Annotated in this window: 15 protein-coding genes and 1 pseudogene; 10 read left to right on the forward strand and 6 right to left on the reverse strand. The window is 72.3% G+C overall.

What is annotated here, in order from left to right:
• Window positions 1-116 precede the first annotated feature (116 nt).
• The 3 genes from OG310_RS12820 to OG310_RS12830 form a co-directional block, all read right to left on the reverse strand.
• Window positions 117-1,178, reverse strand: a complete 1,062-nt coding sequence (locus OG310_RS12820; protein ID WP_329456018.1) for a BMP family lipoprotein — start codon at window positions 1,176-1,178, stop codon at window positions 117-119.
• Between the two features lie 138 nt (window positions 1,179-1,316).
• Complete coding sequence (locus OG310_RS12825) at window positions 1,317-2,540, reverse strand: amidohydrolase (protein WP_329460151.1); 1,224 nt, start codon at window positions 2,538-2,540, stop codon at window positions 1,317-1,319.
• A gap of 247 nt (window positions 2,541-2,787) precedes the next feature.
• Window positions 2,788-4,224 (reverse strand): FAD-dependent monooxygenase, encoded by a 1,437-nt coding sequence (locus OG310_RS12830; protein ID WP_329456019.1) that lies wholly within the window; start codon window positions 4,222-4,224, stop codon window positions 2,788-2,790.
• Between the two features lie 59 nt (window positions 4,225-4,283).
• Between OG310_RS12830 and OG310_RS12835 the strand changes: the two genes are divergently transcribed.
• The 7 genes and pseudogenes from OG310_RS12835 to OG310_RS12865 all read left to right on the forward strand — a co-directional run bounded on the left by OG310_RS12835 (window position 4,284) and on the right by OG310_RS12865 (window position 13,985).
• Complete coding sequence (locus tag OG310_RS12835; protein WP_329456020.1) at window positions 4,284-4,943, forward strand: TetR/AcrR family transcriptional regulator C-terminal domain-containing protein; 660 nt, start codon at window positions 4,284-4,286, stop codon at window positions 4,941-4,943.
• 275 nt (window positions 4,944-5,218) lie between these two features.
• The gene (locus OG310_RS12840; protein ID WP_329456021.1) at window positions 5,219-5,830 is read left to right on the forward strand and encodes an RNA polymerase sigma factor; all 612 of its coding nucleotides are present in this window, start codon (window positions 5,219-5,221) and stop codon (window positions 5,828-5,830) included.
• Window positions 5,827-6,768 carry a CU044_5270 family protein gene (locus tag OG310_RS12845; protein WP_329456022.1) on the forward strand — a complete coding sequence of 314 codons (942 nt, stop codon included), beginning with the start codon at window positions 5,827-5,829 and terminating at the stop codon, window positions 6,766-6,768. Before OG310_RS12840 ends, OG310_RS12845 begins: the two co-directional genes overlap by 4 nt.
• A 576-nt stretch (window positions 6,769-7,344) precedes the next feature.
• Window positions 7,345-8,868: a hypothetical protein gene (locus tag OG310_RS12850; RefSeq protein WP_329456023.1), complete on the forward strand. Its 1,524-nt coding sequence runs from the start codon at window positions 7,345-7,347 to the stop codon at window positions 8,866-8,868.
• Entirely contained in the window at window positions 8,865-11,228 is a 2,364-nt protein-coding gene (locus OG310_RS12855; RefSeq protein WP_329456024.1) for a glycosyltransferase, read from the forward strand. The genes OG310_RS12850 and OG310_RS12855 overlap by 4 nt, the downstream gene beginning before the upstream one ends.
• 75 nt (window positions 11,229-11,303) lie before the next feature.
• Window positions 11,304-11,573, forward strand: a pseudogene (locus OG310_RS12860) (DUF397 domain-containing protein); the annotation flags it as partial.
• Between the two features lie 201 nt (window positions 11,574-11,774).
• Window positions 11,775-13,985: an eCIS core domain-containing protein gene (locus OG310_RS12865; RefSeq protein WP_329456025.1), complete on the forward strand. Its 2,211-nt coding sequence runs from the start codon at window positions 11,775-11,777 to the stop codon at window positions 13,983-13,985.
• Between the two features lie 61 nt (window positions 13,986-14,046).
• Here OG310_RS12865 and OG310_RS12870 read toward each other — a convergent pair whose 3' ends face one another.
• From OG310_RS12870 to OG310_RS12880, 3 genes are all read right to left on the reverse strand, one after another.
• The gene (locus OG310_RS12870) at window positions 14,047-15,417 is read right to left on the reverse strand and encodes an acyltransferase family protein (protein ID WP_329456026.1); all 1,371 of its coding nucleotides are present in this window, start codon (window positions 15,415-15,417) and stop codon (window positions 14,047-14,049) included.
• A gap of 716 nt (window positions 15,418-16,133) precedes the next feature.
• Window positions 16,134-17,525, reverse strand: coding sequence for a polysialyltransferase family glycosyltransferase (locus OG310_RS12875; protein ID WP_329456027.1), 1,392 nt, complete (start codon window positions 17,523-17,525; stop codon window positions 16,134-16,136).
• Window positions 17,522-18,502 carry a glycosyltransferase family 2 protein gene (locus OG310_RS12880; protein ID WP_329456028.1) on the reverse strand — a complete coding sequence of 327 codons (981 nt, stop codon included), beginning with the start codon at window positions 18,500-18,502 and terminating at the stop codon, window positions 17,522-17,524. The genes OG310_RS12875 and OG310_RS12880 overlap by 4 nt, the downstream gene beginning before the upstream one ends.
• 187 nt (window positions 18,503-18,689) lie before the next feature.
• Here OG310_RS12880 and OG310_RS12885 point away from each other — a divergent pair, with 187 nt between their 5' ends.
• From OG310_RS12885 to OG310_RS12895, 3 genes are read left to right on the forward strand one after another with little or no spacing between them, the layout of a single operon-like run.
• Window positions 18,690-20,024 carry a DUF6716 putative glycosyltransferase gene (locus tag OG310_RS12885; RefSeq protein ID WP_329456029.1) on the forward strand — a complete coding sequence of 445 codons (1,335 nt, stop codon included), beginning with the start codon at window positions 18,690-18,692 and terminating at the stop codon, window positions 20,022-20,024.
• Between the two features lie 38 nt (window positions 20,025-20,062).
• A complete protein-coding gene (locus OG310_RS12890) occupies window positions 20,063-21,280 on the forward strand; it encodes an acylneuraminate cytidylyltransferase (protein ID WP_329456030.1) in 1,218 nt (405 codons plus the stop codon).
• A 9-nt stretch (window positions 21,281-21,289) separates the two neighbouring features.
• The gene (locus tag OG310_RS12895) at window positions 21,290-22,216 is read left to right on the forward strand and encodes an N-acetylneuraminate synthase family protein (protein ID WP_329456031.1); all 927 of its coding nucleotides are present in this window, start codon (window positions 21,290-21,292) and stop codon (window positions 22,214-22,216) included.
• The last annotated feature ends 5 nt before the right edge of the window (window positions 22,217-22,221 follow it).

Below are 22,221 nucleotides of genomic sequence, written 5' to 3' on the forward strand. Positions count from 1 at the left end.
CCAGGCATGGCACCGGCCCGGCGGAGGGGCTGGGAAACGGCCCCTCCGCCGGGCCCGCGTGACGATCGGTCGCGGCGGGCGCGGGGCCGCGTGAAGCGGCCCCGCGCCGACGCGGGTCACGGGGTCGTCTTGACCTTGACCGTGCCGTCGACGATCTTCTTCTTCGCGGCGTCGATCTTCGCCTGGATGTCCTTGATGTAGCCGCCGCTGGTGGTCAGCGAGACACCGTTCTTGGCCAGCGAGTACGTGTTGGTGCCGGTCAGCGGCTTCTTGTTGTGGACCGACTGCACCAGGTCGTACACGCCGACGTCGACGTTCTTCACGACCGAGGTCAGGATCGACGTCTTGTACTGCGCCAGCGAGGCCTGCTGGTACTGGTCGGAGTCGACGCCGATCGCCCAGGCGCCCTTCTTGCCGTGGACGGCCTCGATCGAGCCCGAGCCGGAGGAGCCGGCCGCCGCGAAGACCACGTCCGCGCCCTTGTCGAGCATGCCCTGCGCCGCCGCCTGGCCCTTGTCGGGGCTGGCGAAGCCGGAGGTGTCGGAGCCGTGCGACAGGTACTGCACGTCCACCTTGACCTTCGGGTTGGTGTCGTGCACGCCCTGCGTGTAACCGGCCTCGAACTTCTTGATCAGCGGGACGTCCACACCACCGATGAAGCCGACCTGGTCCGTCTTCGTCTTCAGCGCGGCGGCCACACCGCCGAGGTAGGAGCTCTGCTCCTCCGTGAAGACGATGCTGTCGACGTTCTTCGCGTCGACGGAGGAGTCCACGATGCCGAAGGTCGTGTTCGGGTACTTCTCCGCGGCCTGCTTCATCGAGTTCGCGTACGCGTAACCGATGCCGACGACCGGGTTGTAGCCGGCCTCCGCGAGCTGCGAGAGACGGTCGAGGCGGTCGGCCTCGGTGTCCGTCGTCTTCGCTGTCAGTTCCTTGACCGAGCCGCCGAACTGCGTCTTGGCCTTGTCGATGCCGCGCGCGGCGGAGTCGTTGAAGGAGTGGTCACCACGACCACCGACGTCGTACGCGACGCCGACCTTGACGCCGCCCGCCTTGCCCGAGGAGGCCGACGAGTCGTCCTGGGCCTTCTGTTCCGACGTACTGCCGCAGGCGGCGAGAGACAGCGCGAGCGCGGCGGAGGCTATCCCCGACGCGGCGACTTTGGTTACCCGGCGCAAGAGGGTGGTCCCTTCAAACTGACCGAAGCGCCTCTTCCGGCGCTGGTTTCGCCGCGATCGTAACGCGCGTAGATGTCAGATAAAGGCCCCTACGGAAGCTGTTATCGGATCGTCGCGAACGGCAGGTGTCCACTTCGGTCACAGCCGGTTGCCGTCGATCAACGCGGCGGCCGTGAAGAGCTCCACGCCCACCGTGATCGCCTGCTCGTCGACGTCGAAGTCGCCCCGGTGGAGGTCGTACCTGGCGCCGTCGCCCGGGGGGCGGACACCGAGGCGCGCCATGGCGCCCGGCACCTCCTCCAGGTACCAGGAGAAGTCCTCGCCGCCGAGGCTCTGTTCGGTGTCCTCCACGGCGTCGGCCCCGCGCCGCACGGCGTGCGCCGCGCGCAGCAGCTCGGTCATGGCCGCGTCGTTGACGACGGGCGGGACGCCCCGCACGTAGGTGACCTCGGTCTTCGCATGGTGCAGCGCGGCCACCTCGTCGACGGCCGCGTGCACCAGGTCGGGTGCCTCGTGCCAAGCGGCGAGGTCCAGGCAGCGCACCGTGCCCGACAGCTCCGCGTGCTGGGGGATGACGTTGGCGGTGTGCCCGGAGGTGATCCGGCCCCACGTCAGCGCCAGCCCGGAACGGGCGTCGACACGGCGGGCCAGCAGCGCCGGCACCTCGGTGGCGACCTTCGCGGCCGCGGTGACCAGGTCCGTGGTCAGGTGCGGGCGGGCAGTGTGGCCGCCGGGGCCGTCGAGGGCGATCTCCAGCCGGTCGCAGGCGGAGGTGATGGGGCCGACACGCAGGCCGATCCGGCCGGCGTCGACCTTCGGGTCGCAGTGCACGGCGAGGATCCGCCCGACGCCGTCGAGGACGCCGGACTCGATCGCCTCGGAGGCTCCGCCGGGCAGGACCTCCTCGGCGGGCTGGAAGATCAGCCGCACCGCGTGCGGCAGCAGCCCCTGCCGATGGAGGTCCGCGAGTACCAGCCCGGCGCCGAGGACGACCGCCGTGTGCACGTCGTGTCCGCAGGCGTGCGCGCGGTCCGGCACGGTCGAGCGGTACGGGACGGTCGTCTTGGTGTCCGGAATGGGCAGCGCGTCGATGTCGGCGCGGAGCGCGAGCAGGGGACGGGCGGGGTCCGGGATGCCGATGTCGCACATGATGCCGGTGCCCATGGACAGGACATGGGGTCTGAGACCGGCCTGTTCCAGCCGTTGCCTGATGGCGCCCGTGGTCCGCGCTTCCTGGTGTCCCAGCTCGGGGTGCATGTGCAGGTCCCGCCGGAAGGCGATCAGCTCCGCGCGCAGGGCCGCGGACACCACGCCCGGAAGTGCGGCTTCGCCGGGCAGCTCGGCGTCGGGCTCGTGCGACATCGTCTGGCTCACCTGTTGAAGGGTAGGCCCCTGAAGGGATCAACCACGTACCGTTCGGGAAAATTTCAGCCACAGGAGCGAACGGGTCCGCTCCCTGGGCGCATAACCCGGGCCAGGATTGGGTAAACCGCGCTGCCATGCCGGACGGGCGGGCGCCGGCCCCGGGGGGACGCGTCCCCTCGCCGCGGAGCCGCACGGCAGCCCCTCACGCCTCCCCGCGGCCGACCCCCGGACCCTGCCCGTGTCCTCACCGCCCGGGTCCGAGGCCCACCGCCGCCAGCCAGGGCAGCAGGCCCCCGGTGTCCTCGCCCGCCCAGCCCACGTATCCGTCGGGGCGGATCAGGAACAGGCCCCTGCCGTACGCGGCGCCCGGGACCGGATCGTCGTGGACCCGCACGGCGGCCGGCAGGCCGTCCGGGAGCGGGGCGTCCGTGCCCGCGCGCACCAGCGTGAAGTGCGGTCCGCGCAGGACGTCGAAGAGCGTCGTGCCGTCGGCGAGGAGGTGGTCGGGCGCCCGGTCCCCCGCCACCAGCGCGCCCGCCGCACCCGACGCCAGCGGGCCGCCCCGGTAGTTCAGCCCGAGCTGCCGGGTGGCCGCGCCCCGGCGCTGTTCGCCGCGGTGGATGCGGGTGGACAGGCCGAGCATCTCGGCGGCGACCGGGCGCCGCTCCTGTTCGTAGGTGTCCAGCAGATCGGCGGGCGCACCGCGCCGCAGGACCTGGCCCAGCTTCCAGCCCAGGTTGTACGCGTCCTGGATGCTGGTGTTGAGCCCCTGGCCGCCCGCGGGCGAGTGGATGTGTGCGGCGTCGCCCGCGAGGAGGACCCGGCCCTGCCGGAAGCGGTCGGCGAGGGCCGCGCGCACCCGGAAGTCCGAGGCCCAGAGCACGTCGGTGACGTCCGCCGCGGCCAGGTGCGTGCGGGCCGCGATCAGGGCCCGTACGCCCTCGGGTGAGACGTCCGGCGCGGTACCCGGCGCGTACGCGGCGGCGAGCTGGAAGTCGTCCGTGTGGGGCAGTGGGCAGAGCGTGACGAACCGCCCGTCGTCCTCACGGAAGACGTGCCAGTTGCGGCGGTCGAGGGACCGTACGCGCACGTCCGCGACGATCATCGGTGCGGGGTCGACGCTCTCGCCCCGCATCCCGGTGCCGAGCAGCGTCCGTACGGTGCTGCGGCCGCCGTCGGCCGCCACGGCGTACGCGGCCCGGACCCGCTCGCCGGTGTCGAGCGTGGCGGTGACGCCGTCGGCGTCCTGGTCGAGGCCGGTCAGGGCGGTGCCGAAGTCGACGGAGCCGCCGAGGGCGGTGAGCCGGTCGTGGAGGATCGCGGTGGTGCGGTACTGGGGGACGATCCACGGCGTCGCGTAGGGGGCGTCCTCGGTGGGCGCGACGTCGTCGAACATCCGGTACTCGCCCTGCCGTTCGCCGCCCGCCCAGACCATGTTGACGGGGGCGGGGCCGCCGGCGGCGAGCATCCGGCCCGCGACGCCGAGGTCGTCCAGCACTTCGAGCGTGCGGGGCTGGATCCCCTTGCCGCGCGAGCCGGGGAACAGGCCGTCGGCCCGCTCCACGATCCGTACGGACACCCCGCGGCGCCGCAGGTCGCAGCCGAGCGTGAGGCCGGTCGGACCGGCGCCCACCACCAGGACGTCCACAGCCACCCCGTCCTTAACGTCGTTAAGTTCCATGGGGAGACCCTGCGTTTAACGCCGTTAAGTTGTCAAGTGGATGCGGATAGATTGGCGGGGTGGCTGCTCCCCGACTCGACCGCGCGCTCGTCGCCCGCACCGCCCTGGACCTGCTCAGCGACCTGGGCCTCGACGGACTGACGCTGCGCGCCATCGCCACCGAACTCGGCGTGAAGGCACCCGCCCTGTACTGGCACTTCAAGGACAAGCAGGCCCTGCTGGACGAGATGGCGACCGAGATGATGCGGCGCATGTTCACCGACCCCCCCGGCGAGGAGCCCCCGGACGACCGGGACTGGCGGGAAATGATCACGCGGTCGATGGGCGGCCTGCGCGATCACCTGCTGCGCTACCGGGACGGCGCGAAGGTCTACAGCGGCAGCCGGTTCACCGACACGGCGTACGCGGGCGCCATGGACGCGTCCCTCGGAGTGCTCGTCGCGGGCGGCTTCACCCCGGCACGCGCGGCGCGCGCCTGGGTGACCGCCTACCACTACACGATCGGCTTCGTCATCGAGGAGCAGTCGCTCGCGTCCGCCCCGGACCGCGCGTCCCTGGACCTCGCGGTCCGGGCCGAGCGCCTCGCCCGCTACCCGCTGGCGGCGCAGGCCGGCTATGAACTCTTCGACCATCAGGACGAGGGCTTCGACGCCGGCCTGGCGGCGGTGGTGGCGGGCATCGAGATCACCCTGCTGCCGAAGGACGCCGAACGGCCCTGAGGCGCGATGCCGTCCCGTCGGCCGTGGACGCCGTGGGGTCCTCGCACCCCTCGGGCCGATCGCTTCACGCCACGGACGCGGACGGCGCGGCGGCAGCCTCACGGCCCGGCATCGCGGCCCCACGGTGCGCACGTCACGACGGCCGTGTCCGCACCGCCGCCCGGGCGTGCGCGTGGCGCCCGCCGGGCTGCGCGGGCGCCTGGCGCGAACGCAACCGGCCCCGGGGGACAAGTACGGGGTGAGACTGTCGTGCGACGGTCGGAGACGGAGGTTCCGTGGAACCGGAACACGACGCGTACGGCGACGGCGGGGGCGACAGCGACGGCGTGAGTGACGCCCAACTGGCCATGGCCGCCCGCGATCCGGCGGCGTTCACGCCCCTGGTGAAGAAGCATTCGGCGGCCCTGCACGGCTACTTCGCGCGGCGGATGCCCGGCGCGGCGGACGACCTGCTGGCCGAGGCGTGGCTGCAGGCGTTCGCCGCACGGCGCACGTTCGACGCCTCGCGCGGATCGGCGCGGGGCTGGCTGTTCGGAGTGGCCCGCAACGTCCTCGCGGGTCACGTGCGACGGTCGTCGCGGACAGCCGAGGTCGCACTGGGCGCAGCGGTGAGCGACCCCTGGCAGGCGGTGGACCAGCGGCTGGACGCGGCGGCCCTGGCACCGGAACTGCGCAGGGCGCTCGCCGAACTCCCCGCGGCGGAACGGGAGGTGATGCTCCTCGTCAGCTGGGAGCAACTGACGCCGGCCGAGGCGGCCGCGGCGGTGGGAATCCCGACCGGAACGGCCCGTTCGCGCCTGCACCGGGCCCGGGGCAGATTGCGCGAGCGGCTCGGCGCGCCCCGCCTCGCGGGGCGGGGCCTGAGCGTGACGGGAGACCTGGCATGAGTACGTACGAGGCGGAGGAGAGCGGCATGACGGAGCGGCAGGCGCTGTTGGACTTCCCCGGCACCGAGGCACTGCGGGCGGCGGGCCGCACCGAGCCCCCGTCGGCAGGGACGATGACCCGGGTGCTGGCGGCCGTCGAAGAGGCCGTACGGGAGGAGGCGGCGCGGTCCCCGCGCGTGAAGGGGCAGAAGACCGCCGTGGTGAGGCCGTTGCGCAGGCGCAACCGCGTCCTGGCCGTCCTGGCGGCCGCCGCGGTCGCGGCCGGCGTCACGGTGACGTGCCTGAACACGGGAGGGACGGCGGCGGGTACGCGGCACGGGACGCAGACACAGTCCGCGTCGGTCTTCCTGGACCACGTCGCCGAGGTCGCCGCCACCCGGTCGGCCGGCTCGGGGAAGTACTGGAAGACCCGCACCAAGACCGGTGAGCTGTACATCTCGCGGTCCATGGACATGACCTACGTCGTCCCCGGCAAGAGCTTCGACGGCAAGCCGTCCCGCAAGGGGCACTTCCCCGGCTGGGACGTCGGCTCGAAGACCCTCGACTGGAACGGTCTGGACACGCTGACCACCGACCCGACGGCGCTGCGCCGGCTGATGCTGAGCACGAAGAAGGGTCCCTGGGAGGAGGACGCGGGCACGGTCGCCTTCGAGCAGGCCGGCCTCCTGCTCAGCGAGTCGCCCGCCGGCCCGAAACTGCGCGCGGGGGTCTTCAAGGCGCTGGCGGGGCTGACGGGCGTGACCAACGTCGGCACCGTCAAGGACGCGGACGGACGCAGCGGGACGGGGCTCGCCTACCACGGGGGCATCGGCACCACCGAGCTGATCATCGACCCGAGGACCAGCACGCTCCTCGAACTCGACACGCCCTGGAAGAGTGAGAAGGACGACCGCACGGCGACGTTCCTGCCGGCCGGTCTGACCGACACGATCAGCTGAAGCGCACGACACGCCCACGGGGCACGGTCCCCGATGGGACCGTGCGCCGTGGGCGTGGGTTTTCCCTGCCCCGGCCGGACTCGGAAACCCCCGAGGGCTCGGAAACCCCGAGGGCTCGGAAACCCCGGCGGCCTCGGAAACCGCGCCGGCCTCGGAATCCCCGGCGGCCCCGGCGACGACCTCCACCGGTCAAGGGCAGGCCCCGGCGCCCCCAACACGACCTCACCGAAGCCGAGTTCACCATCAACCCACAGCGGAAGCCCGCCGACCATGATCGGTCGGGGCACGGCTCACGGGTCCTGCCGTCGGGCCCGGGCGAGGCCGGGACGGTCGCGGGCCCGGGCAGCGCGGGTGGTCCGCGGGTAAGGCTCGACCCGGCGAACGGACGGTCCGGACGAGCCCACCGCGCCCATCCCCTGACCGGATCAGCCGCCATTACCCCGCTTTTAACCGCCCGGCCTGCCAGGTTTCATCCCCCGCCGTTCCGTGTTCACTTTCGCGTCGTCCGTGTTTCTTACGGTGCTCCGACCCCGTACGACTTTCCTCGCGGGGCAGCGACCTTGGAGCAGCATGACTATGGCCCGCAACCTCCGGCCCGGAACGCGTGGCGAGGGTGGGAAGGCCGCACCGCCCGACGCGGTCCCCGCGGCAACCGTGCCGCCGACCACCCTCGCCGAGTGCCTGAGCGCCTGCGCCGCGCACAGCGGCAAGCTCGTGGCGGGCCTCGACCGCCGGCGCATCGAACTGGCCGAACGGCTCCGCGCCGCACTGGCCCTGTACGCGACGGCGCCGATGCCTCCGCCGGCTCCCGCGGCGGCCGGCGCGGGTGCGACGAGCGGGCTGTTCCGCCGCGCCGCGAGGACACCGGCGGCGGGCAGCGGGCCCGCGCTGTCCCCCGCATTGCTCGATGCCCTGCTGGAGGTGGGCAGCAAGGCGCTGGAGTGCCCCTACGACGACGAGCGCCGCCTCGCCCTGCTCATATCGGCCGCGGTGCTCACCGAACGCAAGGGCTCCCGCGCGGGCTGGCGGCTGCGCGCCCGGGCCCTGGAGGCCGCGGGCGACGAGGCGGCCTCGATCGCCGCGTACCAGAACTACCTGGACCGCACCTCCGAGGACGGCTTCGGCATCGTCTCCAAGGTGGCCGGCCTGCGGATCGCCGGACAGCGCCAGGCCGAGATGCTGGAGGTGCTGGAGCGCGAGTGCCCCACGGCCTCCGCGCACGCGGACGGACCCGCCACCGACACCTGGGCCGAGGGCCTCGCCCTCAACGACGCGGGCGACTGGGCGGGCGCCGAGCCGCGCCTCGTCGGCGCGCTCCTCGCCATGGCGCGGCACGACAGCCACGCCGACGACTTCCAGCTGGCCATGGGCGACTACCTGGACCTGCGCATCCGGCAGCACGACGGCAGCGCCGCGGACCTGCGCGAGCTGATCGGCCTCTACGCGGACCAGCGCAGGAACCGGATGCGCGGCCCGATCGACGACCCGACGTTCGGCGACACGGCGTGGCTGAGTCTCGGCGAGTTCCGCAACTGGATCGCCGGTAAATCGATCTGCCTGATAGCCAACTCGGGGAGCGTCGGCAGGAGTTCGCTCGGCCCGGAAATCGACTCGTACGACCTGGTGGTGCGGTTCAACTCGTATCGGATCGACGCGCCGGCGACCGGTGCCCGCACCGACATCCACGCCTCCATCCACAAGCACAGCTTCAACTGGGACCAGAAGGTCACGACCCGGCTCGTCTTCGGCGGCGTCCCCGGCGACTGGATGTACTCCCTGCGCAACCGCCTGGTGCCCGGCGCGCAGCGCTACCTCGGCGACGACTCACTGCGCTGGCCGCTGCGCAACATCGGCCGGGTCGGGGCCAACGCCTGGCCCTCCATCCCCACCACCGGCTTCAACATGCTGTGGCTGCTCGACTTCCTCGACGTCAGCCCGACGCTCGACCTCTTCGGCTTCGACTTCTACGAGAGCGGCGCCTACCGCCTGAAGGAAGCCATGCGCCAGCCCATCACCTCGGTGCACGAGTACCGGGGCGAGAAGACCTGGGTGATGGAGCGCGCCACCAGCGTGACAGAGACAAGGATTTCTTTGCGATGACCACCGCCGCGCTCCCCGCCGAAGCCCTCTCCGCGGACGCCCCGCTGCACGCCACGAGCCTCACCGGCAAACGCAGAATCGCCTTCGCCAGCTTCGTGGACGAGAACTACCTGCCCGGCTTCCTCACCCTCCTGCGCAGCCTGGCCCTGTCGAACCCGGCCGTCTGTGAGGACTTCCTCGTCCTCCACGAGGATCTGCGCCCCGCCTCCATAGCCCGCATACGCGCCCTGCACCCGCGCATCAGGATGCTGCGGGTCGACGCCGGTCACTACGACTCGTACGCGAAGGGCGACCAGCACAACTACCTGGTGCGCAAGGCGTACTTCATCCTCGACGTCTTCCGCGTCCGGGACTACGACACGATCATCACGCTCGACACCGACATGGTGGTCCTCGGCGAGCTGGACGAACTACTGGAACTGCGCGAGGGGATCGCCGCCGTACCGCAGTTCTTCTACGGTCAGCACAAGCTCAACAGCGGCCTGCTGGTCATCCAGCGCGAGTACCTGACCGACGAGTTCTGTGCCCGGCTCGACGCCGTCGGCCGCAGCGGCGACTACGAGCTCGACAAGCATGACCAGGGCATCCTCAACTCCGTCCTGGACGGTGGCTTCGTCCGGCTCGACTCCCGGTTCAACTTCGTCAAACGGCGCCTCTCCGGCGACCTGCCGGTGCCCGACGACACCGCGATCCTGCACTTCACCGGCCGCCACAAGCCGTGGCAGGGCGGGGAGGCGGGCTACGCCAAGGCCGAGGAGCGCTGGCGGTCCTACGAACTGTCCGACGACCAGTTCCGCAGCACGTACATGAACCTGCCGAAGACGCTCCACCACGACCTCGTGGTGCACCTCGGCACGCCGCACGTCGCCCGCACCGGGAACCTGGACGGCGCGCGGCGCCTGGCGCAGACGCACCTCGACGCGGGCGAGTACCGGCAGGCCGCCGCCGCGCTCGGCTCGGTGCACATACCCGTCGACGAGGCGTTCCCGCACGAGGTCTACGGGCGCGCGCTGATGAGCCTGTCCCGCTACAAGGAGGCCGAAGCGCACCTCCTGCTCGCCACGTCCGTGCCGACCCGGGCGGCGAGCGCCTTCGGCCGGCTCGCCCAGATGGCCTGGATCAACGGCGACGACACCTCGGCGCACGCCTACGCGACGGACGGCCTCGGGATCGACCCCACCCACCGCGCCAGCCGCCTGATGAGGGAGCGCACCCATCCCCGCCCGCCGGTCCAGGAGGGCCCCCCGGACGAGCAACTGGCCCACGTGGCCTTCTACATGCCCCAGCAGGGCAACGCGGGCGACAAGCTGCTCCCGGAGTCCGTACGCCTCACCTTCGGCCAGGACACCGGCCCCCGCCGCTGGCACTCCGTCCACGCGCACCGGCTGTTCGACGAGGCCGCGCTCGCAGCGGTCAACGAGCGGCGCGGCGTGGTCATCGGCGGCGGCGGCCTGTTCATCCCGGACACCGCGCCGAACGGCAACAGCGGCTGGCAGTGGAACGTCACGGACGACGCGATGGACCGGATCGACGTGCCGGTGATCGTGTACGCCGTGGGCTTCAACGCGTTCGACGGCCAGTCCTACGGCTTCGACCGGTTCCGCACCTCGCTGACCAAGCTGGTGGAGCGTGCGGCCTTCTTCGGGCTGCGCAACCACGGATCCATCGAGAAGGTCCGGGCCCTGCTCCCCGCCGGCCTGCGGGACAAGGTGCGCTACCAGCCCTGCCCGACGACGGTCACCCGGCAACTGGTCGACGGCTGGAGCGACCCGGCGCGCCGGGACGACACCGTACTCATCAACGCGGCGTACGACCGGGCGGGGCTGCGGTTCGGCCACGACTACGGCTACTTCCTCGCGCAGATGGCCGAAGCCGTACGGGCCATCGGCGAGCACGCCGAGGTCAAGTGCGTCGCGCACGCGCTGGACGACGAACGCATCGCGTTCGACCTGCGGCGTGAGCACGGCATCTCGCTTCCCGTGGTGCCGCTGTACGACGCCGACAACGACGCGATCCGCGCCGAGTTCGCCCGGACGAAGCTCGTCATCGGGATGCGCGGCCACGCGACGATGATCCCGTTCGGCTGCGGCACACCGGTCATCAGCCTGATCTCGCACCCGAAGATGGCGTACTTCCTCGCCGACATCGACCGCCCCGGCTGGGGCGTCTCGGTCCACGACAGACATCTCGGCCGACGGCTCACCGACCTCGCGGTGTCCCTGCTGGACGACCACGGCGCGGCGGTCGCCGACGTCCACGGCCGTCAGCAGGAACTGTGGAAGATCACCCAGTCCAACGGCGCGGACATCGCCGCCACGCTGTCGCCCCCGAACCGGGGGCTGACACCGCGCGTGGGGTGAGTCCGCGCCGGGGCGCAGGGGTGGTGGGCCGACGCCGCGGGCGGGCCCGCCACCCCGCCCACGAACGACTGCGTCGAGGTGGCAGCCGGACAACTCCGGGACATGCTCCCCGTACGCGACTCCGCGAACCCGACCGGCCCGGCCGTCGTTCTCGACCCCGGCGCCTGGACCGCGTTCCTCACCGGTGTGCAGCGCGACCACCTCGTCCGATGCGAGGGTGAGGCAGGGCCCCGGCCCCCACCAGGGTCGGGGCCCTTGCCGTACCCGGACATCGTCGCGGGCCGCCCCGTCGCGCGGGGAAAGTCGTCAAGGCCGCCGCCGGACTCCGGGGTCAACAACACGTGACGCCGGCCGTCACGTCGCACCGGACCGGCGCGGTGCGGATGCACACGGGTCCCCGGACAGGCCGGACGACGATGCCGCGTTGTCCGGTCGATGTGCCCGATGGTCCGGCACCGCTGCACTTTTTGACCTCCCGTGGGCGCCCGGACTGCGCCTAGATTTTCCTCGGATGCTCCGGTCGCATCCGACGACGGAGGTACGCAGATGACCCGCAAGGAACCCGCGAACCAGGCCCGCGGGGTCACCGGCGGCCACTCGCCGCTGCTGAGGTCCGACGCGGCCCGGGGCCCCGCGCCGCAGGACCCGGGCGGGCTCCTGGCGCTGCAGCGCTCGGCGGGCAACGCCGCGGTGGTGCAGATGCTGCGCCATCTCGACGCCACCGGTCCGACGGGGACCGAGGCCGAGCCCGACATGGGCAGCGTCGTGAAGAAGGTGATCTCCGGGAGCGGGCAGCCGTTGCGGACGGCGCAGCGCAAGAAGGCCGAGTCCGTCTTCAACGAGAACTTCTCCGGGGTCCGCCTGCACACGGACGCGGCCGCGCAGCGCTCCGCGGCCGTCCTCCAGGCACGTGCCTACACGGTCGGCGACAACATCGTCAGTGGCACCGCCGAGATCGACGACAGGACTCTCTTCCACGAGCTGACGCACGTCTCGGACCAGCGCAAGGGGCCCGTCGCGGGCACCGACCACGGCGACGGGACGGTCAGGTCGAGCCCGGACGACCCGTTCGAGAGGAAGGCCGCGGCGAACGAGCGTCTCGCCGACGGTCCCTCCGCGCCGGAACACCACGCGGGGGACGGGCACGCCCACGGCACGACCGTGCAGCGCGCGCCGGCCGGGCCCGCGACCGTGCAGCGCGCGCCGGCCGGCGACGGCACGGAACAGGGCAAGGAGACCGAGGGGAGCGAGCACGTGCGCCGCCGTGTGCTCGTCGTCTGCGACGAGAGCGGCCAGGGCCTCGGCGGTGTGCCCGTCTTCAACATGGAGATGGTCAAGGGCCTCCAGCACGACAACGAGGTCACCCTGCTCACGGTGAACAACCGCGAGAGCTACGACCACTCCAAGACGGTGCGGCAGCACGGCGGCGCCCGAGTGATCAATGTCCTCGTGCCCGAGCTGAAGGCGGGCCGCGAACGCCTGGTCCAGCTGGTGGCGAGCAAACCGCCGCAGGCGTACGGACTCCCCGCCGCGCGGGACGCGTTCGACATCATCATCGGCCACTCGCGGTTCTCCGGCCCCGCCGCCGAGCTGATGTGTTTCGGGTGGTACCCCGGCGCCCGCCTGGTGCACTTCCTGCACACGAGTCCGGTGCGTCTGGACAAGGTCAACGACAAGCCCGGCACGGGCGCCCAGAAGGCGAGGACCGAACGCCAGGTGATGCGCGAGGCCGACCTGGTCTCCGGGGTGGGCCCCTTGCTGACGCAGGAGGCGGAACGGCTGTCGCAGCAGATCTTCCGGGTGGCGGCCCTGCACGAGTTCGTGCCGGGGACCGAGATCAACTCTCCCCTGACCCACTCGGCTCCCGGCCCGCGCAGGCTCGATCTGCTCCTGCCGGGCCGCGCGACCGACGCGATCAAGGGCGTCCGGGCTGCGGTGACGGCCATCGGGATGCTGCGCCGTCCCCAGTCGATGGGCGGATACGGCCTCGACGTCAGGCTGACGATCCGGGGCGGCCCGGACCCGAAGGAGGCCCCCGACGAGTACGGGAAGTGGCAGAGCCTCGTCACCAGCCTCGGTGCGGGGGGCGTCACGCTGCTGCCCTTCACCCCCGACGCCGAGAAGCTGAACAGGGACCGCCAGGGCAAGGACGCGGTGATCATGCCGTCCCTGCACGAGGGGTTCGGCCTGGTCGCCACTGAGGGTGCCGGGAACGGCATCCCCGTCCTGGTGAACGGGGAGAGCGGCGCCGCCCAGTTCCTGGCGCAGTTCCAGGGCCTGACCGGGCACATGACGGTCGACGCCCCGTACAACGTCGACCGGGAGACGGGCAAGGAGGTCGAGGGAGGCGACGAGCGGCGCGCCCGGGCGTGGGCAGAGGCCATCGCGAGGCTGCAGAGCAGGCTGCCCGCCGCCCAGCAGGACGCCGCCCAGCTCCACCAGGTCCTCACGCACTACACCTGGCGGCACGCGGCCCAGGCCCTCGTCGAGGCGACGATGGCGACCGTCCCGGGCAGTGGGCCGAACCACGGCGCCATCACCCGGCAGGGCCCCGACGGCACTGTGGAGCACGTCGGGCGGCGCACGGAATGGACTCCCACCGAGCGCTGGGACGGCTCGACCCCCGAGCCGAGCACCCGGAGGCCGAGCGAGCAGGAACTCCTGCAGCGTCTCGCCGTCATACGCCAGACCCTGGACCTGCGCACGGATGTGGGTGCGCAGGAGACCAGGCGGGCCAGGAGGACCGGCACCATGTGATGCGGGAGCGCCGCCGGGCGTGCGGGGCGGGCTCATGGAGGCCGGGCGCGGCCCGGCGCGCTCAGCCGCGCGCCGGGCGGGAGGCTCGTCCCGCCGAGCGCGCCGCGTCCGTCAGCCGGGAGCGCAGCCGGGGCGTCAGCGGGCGTTCCACCACGCGGTGCAGGAGGTACGCCAGGAGCAGCATCGCCAGCACCGTCAGGGGGAGGGTGGCACCGGCCGGGAGGCCCAGGGTGCGGTGCAGGCCGCCGATGACCACCCAGCCGAGGTGTTCGTGGACCAGGTAGAAGGGGTACGTGAGCGCGCCGGCGGTCGTCAGCCAGCGCCAGTCGGCCCAGCGCAGGCGGTCCAGCGCGATGGCGGCGACCGCCGCGAAACCCAGTGCGACGATCGCGATGATGACCACGGTGTGCCGGTAGCCGAAGTGGCTGGTGGGGTGCCAGAGGTCCGCGACGGCGTAGTGCTGGCCCAGCAGGAAGCCGACGGCGGCGAGCCCCCAGCCGAGGGGGTCGCGGTGGTCGCGGTGCACCAGGTAGAGCCCCATCCCGCCGACGAAGAACGGCGCGTAGTGGGACATGAGGACCTGGTCGAGCAGCGCCGAGTGCGCGGCGTCGGCGAGGACCGCGCCGAGCGTCCACAGCGCGCCGAACAGGACGACCCGCCGGCGCGTCACCCCGGGGAGGACGACACACACCGCGAACAGCGCGTAGAAGCGGATCTCGGCCCACAGGGTCCAGTCGACACCGATGACCCGCTCACCGCCCGCCGGCATCTGCAGGAGGGTCAGGTTCAGCAGGGCGTCGCTCGTCGACACCGCCTCGTACACCACGCCCGGCAGGGCGAAGACGGCGGTGATGAGGAGGACCGCGCACCAGTACGCGGGCATCAGCCGGGACACGCGCGAGGCGAAGAACGCGGCGAGCGAACGGCCCCAGCCGCTCATGCAGATCACGAACCCGCTGATGACGAAGAAGATCTGCACACCGAGCGGTCCGTACGCGAACCACTGGTGCAGTGACGGGAACTGGGTGGCGGGCGAGGTCCCCCACGCCGTGCTGACGTCGCCCTCGCGGCCCCCGTAGTGGTACGCCGCCACCATGAGCGCCGCGACCAGCCGCAGCCCGTCGAGGGCGCGCAGCCGCGCCGGCCGGGCACCGCGCGGCCGGCCGCCGGGACCGGGTCCCGTTCCTCCCGGCGCCCGGCCGGCCGGCGGCGTACGGTCCCCGGCCGGCGTCACCGGGCCGCCGGGGAGGGGCGTCGCGGCCCGCGCCGCACCTGCGGGGGTGCCGGTGCCCGCGCCCGTGGTCGTGCTGCTGCCCGCGTCCACGTTCATGTCCCTGTCCGTGTTCGTCTTCGTGCCCGTGCCGTTGACCGCGTTGCCGCGCGCGTTCCCGTCCGTGTTCGTGCCCGTGCTCGCGTGCGGAGCGGACGTCACCGGATTCCCTTCGCCTCGGCACCGCTGGGACCGGGACTGCGGGCTCGTACGCCCGGCAGGCGGCCGGTGTGTTTCCCGGCCCGTACGCCCGGCCCGTACGCCCCGCTCGGGCACCCGGGTCACAAGCCCGGCCGGCGACCCGACAGGTGACCTGGCGCGTTCCCCGGCCCCGGCCGAGTCCCGCCGGTTCCCGTCGCTCCCCCGCCACGCTAGGGGCCAGGCGCCCCCCGCCCAAGCGCGGAAGGGGCATTGCGCAGGGACGTCACAGCACGTTCATCCGCCCTTTCACCAGGCGATTCGTCACCACGGCCACCGGCCGCCGGGCATCGCCGCCGTCGCGGGCGCGGGCGGGGGCACTTGAGCGGGCCGCCCCGCTGCAGCCGTGCGCCGTTGCCCCGGCGATCTCCGGGGCACGGATCATGCGTCGCTGGGGAGAGCCTTCACCGGGGTCCTCGCGGGTTCTGGTGCGACGGGACGAGGGGGCGCGCGGTGGACCGACTGCGCGACGCCCACGGCTTCACGTCCGGTGAACCGGCCGAGTTCCGGGCCACGGTGGAACACCCGGACTTCACCGACCTGTGCCTCGCCGACATCGCCGCCCGGGGTCACCGTCCGCCCCGGCGAGCCGCACGGGAGCGCCGACGAGGCCCCGCAGCACCCGCGCTCCGGCGGCTGCGGGACCTGCGGGACCTGCGGGGCCTGCGGGCCGGGCGCGGTCAGGCCTTGGCCTCCCCCGCCGCCAGCCGCTTCAGCGACCTGACCCGGCGCACGACTCCCCGCACCCGTGCGTTGCGCGGGATGAACGCCATCCGGGCCGGCACTCCGCCCGGCAGGTCGAGCACCGTGAGGCGGCGGCGCTTGAAGTAGCGCAGCGCGTCCGGGCTCTGATGGGCGCGCAGGTACTCCACCGCCGGCTCCCGCAGGTCCGGGTTGATCTTCGGCTGCATCGCGAAGCCCACCGCCGCGAGGAGCCCCGTCAGACCGTCCGAGGCGGCATCGAGGCGCTGCGCCTCTACGGCCGCGCTGTCGCCCACGTCGGGCAGCAGCTCGTGGCAGATCGTCACGGGCACCCGGTTGCTGTTCTCGTACGGGGCGAGCCGTTCGAGCAGCAGGCCCGTGCCGGCGCGCGCGACGCGGAGCCCGTAGAACGACGCCGCGGTGAACAGCGCCGTGGAGAAGCATCCGACGACGAGGCCCGGCCGCAGCCGCTGGTAGAGCACCTCGGCGATGACCGGCGCGTCGACGATGGTGAGCTCCACGCCGAGCCGCTCCGCCTCCTCCTCCAGGCGGCGGGAGAAGCGCGCGGGAGCCGTGGGGTGCGGCTTGAAGACGACGCGGCGGTGGCCGAGCCCGTGGGCGCCGCGCAACATCGTCAGATGCAGTTCCTCCTCCTCGTCGGAGGTGAGGATGGACAGCGCGGAGAGGTACTGGCCCAGCAGGAGCGCCGGGCGCCCGGCGGCCGGTGTGCCGTCGTCGTCCGGCCCGGGCGGGGCGTCGGGGACGCCCGGCAGCTCCGGGGCGTCGCCACCGATCTCGGCGAGGACCTTGAGGAACACCTCGGTGGGTACGACCACCGGCTCGGCGCCGAACTCCCGCAGCAGCATGGGCCGCAGGCCGGGGACGAGGTCGAGGTGCAGGACACGGCCGATCCGGGTGCCGATCAGCGGCGGGATCTTGTTGCGGGTGGGCCCGTAACTCATCAGCCCGTCCGCGTAGATGTCGATGGCGGCCCCGGTGAAGATGTCCGTGACGGCCAGCGCGGGCACCACCTGGATCGACTCGGCCACGAGGTGCACGGGGTCGTCGCCGAGGTTCCACAGCAGCCGCAGGTGGCGTTCCCACAGCACGACGTCGTCGGGGCGCGGGGACCAGGCGCCGGGGTGGAAGGGGTGGATGGCCTCGTTCCACGACAGGACCTCGTCGAAGCGGTCCCTCAGGCGCTCGAAGCCGGACATCTCGTCGAGCCCGGGCGTGGCCTCGGGGTTGGCCGCGTTGTTGGACACGAGCAGGATGGTGCGGCGGGCCGGTTCGAAGCATTCGGCGTCCAGGGCGGCCGCCAGCGTGGCGGCGCCGTAGAGGGTGGACGCGAGGAAGATGCGGGTGGTCATGCGGCTGCCTCCGCGGGAGCCTGGCGGCGGCGCAGCTTGACGAGCTGGCTCGCACGCCGGTGGTCGAGAGAGGTCAGGGTGTCGTCCAGTACGTCCTGCGGCATTCTGCGCAGGGCGGCGGCGCTCATCGTCTTCAGCTGCCGGGCGACGCCGGGCTCGAACCGTTCGATCTGGCCCAGGTGGTGGGTGATGATCGCGCAGTAGGTGCGGACGGCCTTCGGCATCAGCCGGTCCGCCTCCGCGTCCGTCGACGTCTCGCGCAGCAACTGGTCGAAGGCGGCGATGAAGTCGAGCTGGCGGGTGTCGCCGATCTGGGTGAGCGAGGACTCGACCCCGCGCCGGTAGTAGTAGCCGAGGTGGTTGACCGCGGCGCAGGACTCGGCCTCCCGGTGCAGCTTCCAGATCCAGGGCCGGTCCTCGGCGGTGTGCAGACCCTCGGGGAAGGCCATCAGGCCCGCGTCGTAGAGCCGCCGGTGGAACAGTCCGGCCCACGAGTACGGGTAGTCGACGGACGTGGAGCGGGTGTCGGGCAGGATCAGGTCGCGGGGACGCAGGACGGTGCCGCGCGGGCCGATCGGCGCGCGGTAGACGGTGCGCGCGCGGGCCGTGCAGCGGACCTGGTCGGTGCGGATGAAGTCCACACCCAGTCTCTCGATCTCGCCGACGAGCGCCGGCAGGTAGCCGCGCGCCAGCCAGTCGTCACCGTCGAGAAATGTCAGGTACTCCCCGCTCGCGGCGTTCAGGCCCGTGTTGCGCGCGGTGCCGATACTGCTGTTCTTCTCGTGTCTGATCTGGCGTACCTCGCAGCGGAATTCCCGTGCGAAATCTGCCACCGCTTCGGACGAGCCGTCGGTGGAGCAGTCGTCCACGAAAACGACCTCGTCGTTCTCGCTGACGTTCGCACGCAGGCTTCGCAGTGCTTCGGTGATGAAAGGCCGCACATTGAAGTACGGCACGATGACGGAGAGCTTGACCACTCCGGGGACGCTAGGGGCTGTCCCGGCTCGGTTACCCAAGATCCGGCGTACGGCAGGTGAACGGCGCATGTCGGAATCCTTAATCACCCCTCGAAGTGGCCGCTTTCCCCATTCGTAGACGTTCTGTTAACCCTTTATTGCCATGGAGTTGGGCCGCCGCCCGACATGGCTTTCTAACGTCCAGGACGTGCCATCACGTACCAGCCACGCGGTCAGGGTCGCCGTACTCGCCGATTCCGACACCCGGTGGAAGTGGGGCGCGCTCACCGCGCGCCGCATCGTCCCCGGGGGCCGCACCGTCGAGCTCAGCGGCTTCCTCCTGCGCGGCCGCGCCACGCCCACCGCCCGCCAACTGGCCGAGGTGGGGGCGGAGGCGAGCGATGTCCGGGAGATCACCGGGAACGCCTTCCTCTCCTTCCTCGCCGAGGAGCAGGACGAGCGGGGCGGGTACGACCTGATCGTCCTCGCCCTCGTCGGCGGCGGGGTGCAGGCGATGCTGCACGGCATCGCCGCGCTGGACCTCGCCCGGCGGCCCGTCGTCGTCACCGGCTACGTCGGGGTCGTCTACGAGAAGCTCGCCGACGGGCTCCTGCTGCGGCACGGTGCCGATGTCGTCCTCGCCAACTCCCGGCACGACGCGCACCGCTTCCGTGACGTGTACGAGGGCGTCGGCGCCGACGCGTCGTGCGTGACCGAGGCGGCCCTGCCGTTCCTCGGCGGCGCCCGCTACGAGCCGGTGGAGGGCCGCGACACGGTCGTCTTCGCGGCGCAGCCGTCCGTACCGGTGACGCGCGAGGACCGCGCGTACGTCCTGCGGCGGCTGATCGAGCACGCCCGGCTGCACCCGCGCCGCGAGGTGCTGCTGAAGCTGCGCAGCAAGGTCGGCGAACAGACCACCCACGTCGAGGAGTTCCCCTACCAGCGGCTCGCGGAGAAGGTGCCCGGCGGGCTGCCGTCCAACTTCCGCCTCGTGTACGGGAACATGGGCGACGTCCTGGACGGCACGGACCTCCTCGTGACGGTCTCCTCGACGGCCGCGCTCGAAGCGCTGCACCGGCGCATCCCCACCGCGATCCTCACCGACCTCGGGATCCGCGAGCCCCTCGGCAACCACCACTTCGTCGGCTCCGGCTGCCTCGCCTCCTTCGACCACCTGGACAGCGGGCAGAAGCCGCGCGCCGACGCGGTCTGGGCGGACCGGCAGGGCGTCGCCGCGGACGGCTCGTACGCGGCGGCCTTCGACCAGGCCCGCGCCCGGGTGGCGACACTGCTCGACGATCCCGCACTCCCGCCCATCGCCCCCTACTACACCCGCACCACGGCCCCCGGCTACCTGCCGCAGCTGCTCGCCAGACACCGCCTCGACCCGGACGGCCGGCCGCTCGCGCCGGGTGCCGCGCCGGCCGGCTCGTCCGGCATGCGCCGGGCCGTGCGCCAGGCCGTACGCGGCGCCGCGCGCGGCGCGTACCGCCACGGCGTGCAGCGCGTCGCGCCCGTCATCCGCCGGATGGGCGAGCTGTGAAGGAAGCCGGCCGTACCCCACGAACCCACGGAGCAGACATGACCGTCCTCGCCGTGATCCCCGCACGCGGGGGATCGAAGGGCGTGCCCGCGAAGAACCTCGCCCAGGTCGGCGGCGTACCCCTGGTGGTGCGGGCCGTACGGGCCTGCCGGGCGTCGCGCAAGGTCACCGACGTGGTCGTCTCCACCGACGACCCGGCGATCGCCGACGCGGCACGCGCGGCGGGCGCCGAGATCGTGCTGCGGCCCGCCGCGATCGCCGGGGACACGGCGACCAGCGAGGCGGCCGTGCTGCACGCGATGGACGCCTTCGAGGCGATGCGCGCCGTCACGGTCGACGTGGTGCTGCTGGTGCAGTGCACCAGCCCCTTCATCACCGCCGAGGACATGGACGGGGTGGCGGGCGCCATCACGGACGAAGGCGCCGACACGGCCCTGACGGTCGCGCCGACCCACGGTTTCATCTGGCGCGAGGGCGGCGCGACGAGCGCCGAGGTGGACGGCTACGGCGTCAACCACGACAAGTCCAACCGGCCGCGCCGCCAGGACCGCCCCCAGGAGTACCTGGAGACGGGCGCCGCGTACGCCATGCGCGCCGACGGCTTCCGCGAGGTGGGCCACCGCTTCTTCGGCCGTACGAAGCTGGTGGAGACCGACGCGGCGCGCGTCCTGGAGATCGACGACCCGCACGACCTGGCCCGCTCCCGCGCGCTCGCGCCGCTGCTCGACCCGGCGGTGCTGCCGGGACTCCAGGACGTGGACGCGGTCGTCCTCGACTTCGACGGCACGCAGACCGACGACAAGGTCTACGTCGACTCGGAGGGCCGCGAGATGGTCGCCGTGCACCGCGGCGACGGTCTCGGTGTGGCCGCGCTGCGCAAGTCCGGCCTGGAACTGCTGGTGCTCTCCACCGAGCAGAACCCGGTCGTCGCGGCCCGCGCCAGAAAGCTCAAGGTGCCGGTACTGCACGGCATCGACCGAAAAGATCTCGCACTGAAGCAATGGTGCGACGAGCACGGGGTCACACCCGAACGGGTGCTCTACGTCGGCAACGACGTGAACGACCTCCCGTGCTTCGGACTCGTCGGCTGGCCCGTGGCCGTCGCGAGTGCCCATGACGCCGTTCGCGCAGCCGCGCGCGCCGTCACCACGACCCCGGGCGGCGAAGGGGCGATCCGCGAGATCGCCGGCTGGCTGCTGGGGCCGGGGCTGCATGTCCCCGCTCCGCACCTTCCCCCCACCCACGCCCACAACTAAGGACAGTTCATGAACACCGACGCCTCTTCCCGCCTGCGCAAGCTGGGTTCGCGCACGGCCGGACCCGGTCGTCCCGTCTTTGTCACGGGTGAGATCGGGATCAACCACAACGGCGAGCTCGACAACGCGATCGCGCTGATCGACGTCGCCGCCGAGGCCGGCTGCGACGCGGTCAAGTTCCAGAAGCGCACGCCGGAGATCTGCACCCCGCGCGACCAGTGGGACATCGAGCGCGACACCCCCTGGGGCCGGATGAAGTACATCGACTACCGCCACCGCGTGGAGTTCGGCGAGGACGAGTACCGCGCCATCGACGAGCACTGCAAGGAGAAGGGCATCGCCTGGTTCGCCTCCCCGTGGGACACCGAGGCGGTCGCGTTCCTGGAGAAGTTCGAGTCGATCCCCGCGCACAAGGTCGCCTCGGCGTCCCTGACCGACGACGAGCTGCTGCGCGCGCTGCGCGCCACCGGCCGTACGGTCATCCTCTCGACCGGCATGTCGACGCCGAAGCAGATCCGGCACGCCGTCGAGGTGCTCGGCAGCGAGAACATCCTGCTGTGCCACGCCACCTCGACGTACCCGGCGAAGGCCGAGGAGCTCAACCTGCGGGTCATCAACACCCTGCAGAACGAGTTCCCGAACGTCCCGATCGGCTACAGCGGCCACGAGACGGGCCTGCAGACCACGCTCGCCGCGGTCGCCCTCGGCGCCACCTTCGTCGAGCGCCACATCACCCTGGACCGCGCGATGTGGGGCTCCGACCAGGCCGCGTCCGTCGAGCCGCAGGGCCTCACGCGCCTCGTGCGCGACATCCGCACCATCGAGGCGTCCCTCGGTGACGGCGTGAAGAAGGTCTACGAGTCCGAGCTCGGCCCGATGAAGAAGCTCCGCCGTGTCGCGGGCGTCGTGGCCGAGGCCGACGCGGCGCAGGACTGACGGCG

This window comes from Streptomyces sp. NBC_01497 (genome assembly GCF_036250695.1).
Taxonomy (GTDB): domain Bacteria; phylum Actinomycetota; class Actinomycetes; order Streptomycetales; family Streptomycetaceae; genus Streptomyces.

What these genes read in the sequence shown, in the direction of transcription:
- OG310_RS12825 (WP_329460151.1), bottom strand. Translation starts at nt 2,540, where the DNA reads ATGTCGCACGAGCCCGACGCCGAGCTGCCCGGCGAAGCCGCACTTCCG.
- OG310_RS12830 (WP_329456019.1), bottom strand. Translation starts at nt 4,224, where the DNA reads ATGGAACTTAACGACGTTAAGGACGGGGTGGCTGTGGACGTCCTGGTG.
- OG310_RS12845 (WP_329456022.1), top strand. Translation starts at nt 5,827, where the DNA reads ATGAGTACGTACGAGGCGGAGGAGAGCGGCATGACGGAGCGGCAGGCG.
- OG310_RS12850 (WP_329456023.1), top strand. Translation starts at nt 7,345, where the DNA reads ATGGCCCGCAACCTCCGGCCCGGAACGCGTGGCGAGGGTGGGAAGGCC.
- OG310_RS12855 (WP_329456024.1), top strand. Translation starts at nt 8,865, where the DNA reads ATGACCACCGCCGCGCTCCCCGCCGAAGCCCTCTCCGCGGACGCCCCG.
- OG310_RS12865 (WP_329456025.1), top strand. Translation starts at nt 11,775, where the DNA reads ATGACCCGCAAGGAACCCGCGAACCAGGCCCGCGGGGTCACCGGCGGC.
- OG310_RS12875 (WP_329456027.1), bottom strand. Translation starts at nt 17,525, where the DNA reads ATGACCACCCGCATCTTCCTCGCGTCCACCCTCTACGGCGCCGCCACG.
- OG310_RS12890 (WP_329456030.1), top strand. Translation starts at nt 20,063, where the DNA reads ATGACCGTCCTCGCCGTGATCCCCGCACGCGGGGGATCGAAGGGCGTG.
- OG310_RS12895 (WP_329456031.1), top strand. Translation starts at nt 21,290, where the DNA reads ATGAACACCGACGCCTCTTCCCGCCTGCGCAAGCTGGGTTCGCGCACG.